Source organism: Sphingomonas molluscorum, from assembly GCF_039522995.1.
GTDB lineage: Bacteria > Pseudomonadota > Alphaproteobacteria > Sphingomonadales > Sphingomonadaceae > Sphingomonas > Sphingomonas molluscorum.
The window spans coordinates 219,484-226,769 of record NZ_BAAAEL010000012.1; the positions used below are offsets into that span (position 1 = coordinate 219,484).

At 65.7% G+C, this 7,286-nt stretch carries 5 protein-coding genes; 4 read left to right on the forward strand and 1 reads right to left on the reverse strand.

Annotated features, from left to right (window positions below):
- Positions 1-17: 17 nt before the first annotated feature.
- Genes ABDZ92_RS13845 through ABDZ92_RS13860 form a run of 4 tightly spaced genes read left to right on the forward strand, consistent with a single transcriptional unit; the run spans position 18 to position 6,713 of the window.
- Entirely contained in the window at positions 18-896 is an 879-nt protein-coding gene (locus tag ABDZ92_RS13845) for a conjugal transfer protein TraF (RefSeq protein WP_425542293.1), read from the forward strand.
- Positions 893-1,474 (forward strand): hypothetical protein, encoded by a 582-nt coding sequence (locus ABDZ92_RS13850; protein WP_343763455.1) that lies wholly within the window; start codon positions 893-895, stop codon positions 1,472-1,474. Before ABDZ92_RS13845 ends, ABDZ92_RS13850 begins: the two co-directional genes overlap by 4 nt.
- A gap of 53 nt (positions 1,475-1,527) precedes the next feature.
- Positions 1,528-2,955, forward strand: a complete 1,428-nt coding sequence (locus tag ABDZ92_RS13855) for a conjugal transfer protein TraH (protein WP_343763458.1) — start codon at positions 1,528-1,530, stop codon at positions 2,953-2,955.
- 14 nt (positions 2,956-2,969) lie between these two features.
- Positions 2,970-6,713 carry a conjugal transfer protein TraG N-terminal domain-containing protein gene (locus tag ABDZ92_RS13860; protein WP_343763460.1) on the forward strand — a complete coding sequence of 1,248 codons (3,744 nt, stop codon included), beginning with the start codon at positions 2,970-2,972 and terminating at the stop codon, positions 6,711-6,713.
- Here ABDZ92_RS13860 and ABDZ92_RS13865 read toward each other — a convergent pair.
- Positions 6,710-7,129, reverse strand: a complete 420-nt coding sequence (locus ABDZ92_RS13865) for a hypothetical protein (RefSeq protein ID WP_343763463.1) — start codon at positions 7,127-7,129, stop codon at positions 6,710-6,712. The two genes, ABDZ92_RS13860 and ABDZ92_RS13865, sit on opposite strands and share 4 nt — an antisense overlap.
- Positions 7,130-7,286: the final 157 nt, after the last annotated feature.

The window sequence follows — 7,286 nt, forward strand, 5'->3', positions numbered from 1 at the left end:
TCGCGTTCGCTATCGCCATGTCCCTGTCGGCCGCACCCGCCTTTGCGCAAGGTACTGCGAGCCGGCCGCTGAGCGAGCCGGCACCCGATGCCCCCCGCAAGCAGGGCTATTGGTGGTACGAGGCGCCAAAGCCCTCCACCCCGGCGGAGGATGACCCGGAAGCGCTTCACAAGCCGGCGATCCCCCCGATGGCCGAACTGGCGACCTGGACGCCCCCGAAGATCCGCAAGCTGATCGAGCAGCAGCGCGATTATGCGGCGACGGTCCTGACGGTCGATGCTGTCACCGACTTTTGGCGACTCCAGGATTTTGCGCGGCGCAAGGCGCGGGCCTTTGCGGGCGTGACCCAGCTCGCAATGCTCCAGAACCCGGAACTCAATTCGAAATCCGCCAACCCGATGGTCGGCGACGCCCGCTCCGAGCTGACGGCGCAGAAGGATGCCATCCGCCGTTCTTATCTCCGCGCGCATGCGGGTGAGTTCGCGCTCGTCATGTTCTCGCGCTCGACCTGCGGATATTGCCGCGTGCAGTGGCCGATCGTGCAGCGCTTCCAGGAGGAAATGGGCTGGCAGGTCACGCTGATGGACGTCGACAGGCGTCCCGAGGTTAGCCAGCGGTTCGGCGTCGAGATCACGCCGACGACGATGGTGATCCGCCGCGGCAGTGCGCAGCGCATGACAATCGCGAGCGGCGTCGAGGCTTATCCCAACCTTGCGCAGATGGCCTATCAGGCGGTCCGGTTGCTTCGCGGCGATATCCGGCCCGAGCAATTCCTGACCGGTCCCGGCGAGGATGACGGTTTCTTCGACGCTCTCGCCAATGGCCCGGTTTCCGCGACCGATCCCCGAGCCCTCGGCGGCGATCTCGTCGATGCCAATGCCGGGCGCGATCAATGAGACGCTTTCCGCTCCCGATCGGCATCGCGATCGCGGCAATCGCCGCGGGCTCGACCGCGCAGGCGCAACCCGTGACGCGCGACCAGGCGATGCGCGCCGCTATCCATCCCGTCGCCGATAGCAAGGCGATGCAGACCTGGCTGTCACGGGTGCCCGTTACGAAGGACTATCCGGACGACTTCGACGCGACGCTGCGTGGTCAGGGGCCCGCGTTCGTCATCGAGATGACCACCAGCCCCGGCTGCGTCCCCTGCGGCGACCTGTGGACCAAGCTCACCGGCCTGGCGCAGCGCTATCGCTGGCGCGTCCGCACGATCGGTACACAGGAGGCGATGCTCCGCTCGGGGCGGCTCGGCCTGCCCTGGGTCGGCAACCCGGTCGCCTGGGTCAGGCCGCTCACCGATCCCGAGCGCATTGTTCCTGTCGCCATCGGCACCGACCATGCGCCCAACCTGGCGCGCAACCTCTATCTCGCGGCGAAGATGCTGACCGGAGTCAGGCCAGCGGTCGGCGTGCGCGCCATGTCGAAATTCACCGGCATCGTCGGGATGCCGCAACCGTCGCGATCGAGGCGCTGAGCAATGGCGGGCACAGCGTCTCCCCTTTCCATCCGATCTCACAGGAGCCCGCCATGTTCCCGAGCCTTGCACGCGTTCGACTTCTCCTCGCTGGGCTGACGCTCGCCATTGCTGCCGGCGCCAGTCCGGCGAACGCCCAGAGCTGGGCGGAAAGCTGGTTCGACAATGTCACCTATACGAGCCCGGGCAGCTTCGAGGATCAGACCCGGGGCTATGTGACCGCGGGCGGCATGTCCGGCCGGGTCGATGTCCATAACGACTATCTCATGTCGGTGACGCTCCCCAAGGTGAAAGCCGGCTGCGGCGGAATCGACATGTTCCTCGGCGGCATGTCGTTCCTCGACCCCGATTATCTCGTGCAGAAACTCGAGAGCATCCTCCAGGCGGCACCCGCCGTCGCGTTCCAGTATCTGCTCGAAACGCTCGACGAAAAGATGGGCAACATCATCTCGAAGATGGAGGCGGCGACCAACTATCTGAACTCGATACAGGTCAATGACTGCCGGCTCGCCAACCGCATGGTCCAGATCGCCAGAGGCGACGAGAACATGTCGGGGATCATCGAGGAGATGACCGGATACCGCTCGGTCAAGCAGGGCTTTTCGAAGAGCTACCAGCAGAGCCGCGAGCGGATCGAGGCGAACAAGAACAATCCGACCGAGGATCTCCGCGAGGCGCTCACGAATTGCCCCGCGGAAGTCACCGACATCTTCCGTACCGGCTCGCTGCTCGGCCATGCGGCGACGCGCGTCGGCGCGGGCGACTGGGCGAGCGTGATGCGCGCCCGCGTCGGCGACGTCTATATGCGCTGGGACCCCGCCGACAAAGTGCCGCTGTTCACGGCGATTCCGCAATGTCCTGCACAGGATACGGAAAGCGCGCAGGATTTTCTGACTGGGCGCGTGCAGAAACGCTCGCTGAACATGCCGCCGACCGGCGCGGACTGCTCGCAGGACGGCCCGGGCCGCGGCGCGCTCGTACTTGCCCGCGAGCGGATGCAGTCGATCGCGACCAAGATCCGCACCCGCGCGGCCTTGTCGGCGGAAGAGCGGCAGTTCGTAGCCAATGTCCGGACGCTGCCGGTCTACCGGATGCTCGAATGGGGCGTCCGCCAGGGCGTGGTGGATTCGGTGATCGGCGACACTGACGAGCTGGTGGCGCTCACCTTGGCCTATCAGATGCTCAACGACCTCACCCGTTCGATCGACTTCGCCGTCAGCAACGCCGAGCGCGGCGCGAGCGCTGCGGGCGCCTCCGACGGAAACAGCGCCAACATCTGTCAGACGCGTATTCTGACCAAGGGGATCGAGCAGCTGCGCGATCTGCGCGACGAGGTGCTGCGGCAGCGCGCGCAGATGCGCCAGAGCTATATGGCCGCGCTAGGCCAGGCGAACCTCTCCGCCAATTATGCCGGACTGATCCGCCAGCGCGACCGCGATGCGCGCGACGCCGCCGGCGCCGCCTCGAACCGCAACCAATAGCCGGGGAGCCCTCCATGCGCCGCCTCGCCCGTATCCTCGCCGCCCTCCCCGCCTTGCTCGTCGCTTCGCCCGCCCTTGCGGTCGAGACCAGCTTCCACACCTATGACGGCTTCGCGGAGACGGTCGACGCGTTCCGGCTGGTATCGATGATCTTTGGCGACCCGCGCTACGAGACACTGGTCCTGATCATCGCGACCGTCGGGATCGCGCTCGGGGCACTCCTTGCCAGCGTGCGCGGTTCCGGCATGGGGCTCGTCGCGTTCGGGTTCCAGATCCTGATCGGCATCGGACTGTTCGTCGGTCTCGTCGCCACCACCGGCACGGTTCACGTCTATGACCGGGTCCGCAACGCCTATCAGCCAGTCGGCGACGTGCCCGTCCTGCTGGTGCTGATCGCCGGCGCCACCAACATGATCGAGCGGGCGCTGGTCGAGACGATCGACGACAATACCCTCGATCCGAACGCCAAAATCGAGTTCGGCGCGGGCGGGCATTCGTTCGATCTCTTCCTGAACGCCGTCAGCCCGCGCGGGCCGATGACCGACACCTTCCTCGATGCGACGATCAAGGATTATGTCCGCCAATGCTATCCGGTCGCGCGCGTCTCGGCAGCATACGGCGTCGATGACGACAAGCTGTTCCGCACGACCACCGACTTGCCTGCGGCCTTCGCGGCAATGGCGGGGCCGGCGACCTTCTCGACGGTCTATGCCGAAAGCGACAAGGGCGGCACGACGGTGAGCTGTACCGACGCCTGGGACCACATCTCGGGCCGACTGTCCGACCCGACCCTGTTCGAGGGCTATAGCCGGCAGGTGTGCGCGCGCACCGGGTTCGATGCCGGCAATGCCCAGCAGCTCGCCCGGTGCCGGCAGCAACTCGGCGAGATGGGGCAGATGATGCTCGGGCGTCCGCTGACCGCACAGTCGCTGCTGACGCATATCATGCTCGCCAACACCGTCGGCGACGTGCTGTTCGAGGATTCGCCGGCGACCGCGGCGCGGGTCATGGCCAATCGGGCGGTCGTCTCCAACGGGCTCGCCACCATGTCGGTCGCGAATGAATGGATGCCGACGATCCGCGCGACCGTGTTCGCGATCATGCTCTTCATGATCCCCGTGGCACTGCTGTTCATCTTGACCCCGATCAACATGCGGGTGGCGAGCTTCGCGCTCGGCCTGTTCGTGTTCGTGGCGCTTTGGGGCGTGATCGACGCCGGCATCTACCAGCTCACTTTGGGCCGCGCCGCCGACGTCCTCCAGGAGATGCGATCGAACGCGCTCGCGGCTAACGCCTGGCTGCTGGCGCCATCCGCGGCGATGAAGGCGCTCGCGATCTTTGGCAGCTTCCGCACGGCCGCGGCCGGGCTGGCCGGTGCGTTCGTGTTCACCGTCTTCCGCTTCTCGGGTAACGTGTTCACCTCCTTCACCAGCGGCGCGCTCGGCGTTGCGCATCAGGGCGCCGCCGCGGCCGCGCCGATCGCGACTAGCGAGGGCTTTGCCTCGGCGCTCGAGAGCCAGGCATCGGCCGCCGGCACCCGCGCCCGCGCCAATGCCTCGGGCAGCTTCGGGGATTTCGGGGAAAGGTCGACCTTCGGAAGCAACCGGGTATTCGGAGAGGCGAACCGGATCATCGGCGAACGGCCGGGAACGGGGGGCGGCACTGCGTTCGCGCTTGGCGGAATCGAAGGCGCACGCCAGATGGGCTCGCTCTCACCGGCACTTGGCGGCCGCGATCTCGCCGACCCCGCCGTCGCGCGCGCCGTCCGGGCCAACGCCGCGACCAGCGCCATCCACCAGTTCGCCGAGAAGGACGCGCTGCGGAAACTCGGCACCAGCTATTTTGGCCAAGGCGAGGCTGGCGAGAAGGCGTTCGGCGCCTTCGCCCAGAACCTCGTCCAGTGGCGGGCGTTCGGCGACCAGCGCGCCTACGGCATGATGATGCAGGCCGCGACGCGGCATTTCGAGCGCGGCGGCTACTCGGCGAAGGATGCCGAGCTCAAGGCGTCTGGAGTGATCGGCGAGGCTCAGTCCGACCCGACCTTCGCCAAGCTGATCGCCAACGCTTATGATCAGGAACAAATGATCGCCAACGACCTGACATCCGCGCAGACGCAGGTAGGCGCGATGCAAGGCCGCCGCGACTTCGCCGGAGACCAGGTGGCGGCCGTCGAGCGCGGCAATGTCGCGACCGAGCAGGCCCTGCGCACCGGCACCAACCAGGGTCAGCGCGATGCCTCCCAGATGCTCGGCCTCTCCCCCCAGGAGACCGCGCGCCGCATCGGCTTCATCAATGCGCTCTCGGGCGAGGCACGAAGCTCTGCCGTTTCCCAACTCTCCCGCGCTACCGGTCGCAACGAGGCGCAGATCCTGCGCGCGCTCGAGACCTACAATGTGGCCACACAGGTCGGCACCGCAGATGGGGCGACAGCGGAGGCCGGGCGCGAGGGTACCAGCGTCTATGGTCGCACGCGCGAAGCGGCGGCTTATGACTTCGCCGAGCGTTCGGGCAAGCTCGATGCGCAGCGCGAGGTAGGTACGGGAGGCACACGTTCGGCTGCACGGATTGGCGAGCAACGCCGGCAGTCCGAGAATTTCGGCTTCGCGGAAGGCGCGTCCGCCGCCGGTGTATCGACCCGTGAAGCAGCGCGGCTCGACAGCTTCATTCAGGCGCTCAGCCGGACCGCCGGCAATCAGGTAGATACGGCCGAAGGCGGCGCGGCGGGCGTCGCCGACCGCGCGCGCAACGAACGGCTCACCCGCATCGTCGACAATGAGCGGCTGAGCCGCATGCAGGGCCTCCTGCGCGCCGAGGGCGTTACCATGTCGAAGCGCGAGATCGCCATGGCGCAGAATGGCGATCTGGCGATGAATGTCACCCCAGAGCGCGCGGGCCAGCTGCTTCGCGCCGGTCTGATCAACGAGAGCCAGTTCGGCGCGCTCGCGAACGGCGGATCGGCCCGGTTCAGCTTCGCGGACAATGACCTGCTCGTCTCCAGCAGCGCCGGCTTCCAGCAATCGGCGCGCAGCGACACCAGCACCCGGTTCGAGGCAGGCAAGCAGGCCGGCCCCGACACGATCGAGCATTTCATGGGAGGCGGCGAGGAAGGCCGCACGGCAATGGCGAACTGGTTGCGCGGCGGGTTCGAGATGGACCGCAAGGGCGAGTGGCGGCTCAAGCCCCAGGTCGCCGACACGCTCCAGCGGGACGTTCAGGCCATCATGGCGCAGACCGGCTGGCAGCGGTCGCTTTCACGCAGCGCCGAGAAGCAGACGACGATGGGTACGTCGTGGGGCGCCAATCTTGGGGGTGGTGCAACTGTCGGTTCGGGCGAAGCAGAGCGATCGGGAAGAGGTGGAACGACTGGCAAAGCTTCGCGGGGAAGTCGCGGACAAGCAGGAGCCCACGTTGGAATAGAGAGCCGTGACACCGGCTCGACAAGCTCCAGAGCAATTTCGACAATGGACATAACGAACTATGATGTTCGCTCTGCGATAGCCGCGGCGGAGAGGTCAGCGGCCCGATCAAACGATCCGGAAACAACCTTCTCGCAGGAACTTGGGCGCCAGATCATGGGTAGTGACGGGCTACGGAACCGCTATCTCGAGAATTCGGACTCGGGACGAGGAACATGGGATTACGCGGCGCCCATCACCTCAATGGAACAGTCGGCAATCCTCAAGGGTGGGAGGTTCACTACCGATCGCGACCATAGCGGCGGCGATGGCGATCCAACCTACAAGACTAGGAAGGACTAGCGCAGGAGCTCATCGCGCCCGTGGTTGCCAATCCAACGCGGACCCGAGCGAGGATTGAACTCATCCATGGTTGGGTGGGGCAGCCCCGGGAGACGACGGGTGCCGTCTCCAAAATCGATATAAGGGTCAACCGGCTCGCCTTCATCGAGGCGCCGCCGGAAATATCCGAACCCGAGTATCAGTAGAGCCGTTACCGGAAGGAACACGATGTTGGTGATGACCGCGTAGCCGCTCTCATAGAAGCCAGCCAGCCATTCGATCCGCGTCGGACCACCGGCCAATGCCCAATAGACTGGAATTGCCACCCACCAGAGCTTTGCGTGCCAAGGTTTCCAAAAATAATCGGATGCGCGCAGACGGACGGGCATTTCGGTGGCCTCGTCAGGCTGGTCATCACTGCAAGTTTCTGACGACATGGAGCAATCTCCCTGGCCTCTCTTCATAACAAAATCGAGGCTTCGTTAGAACTGTTGATCCTCAAGAATCGCGAAATTATGAGGTCCCTTAGGGTCAGGACTCGTTGATCACAGCCAGAAGATGACGGTGGCAGCGAGGGCGATTGCGGAGAAGAAG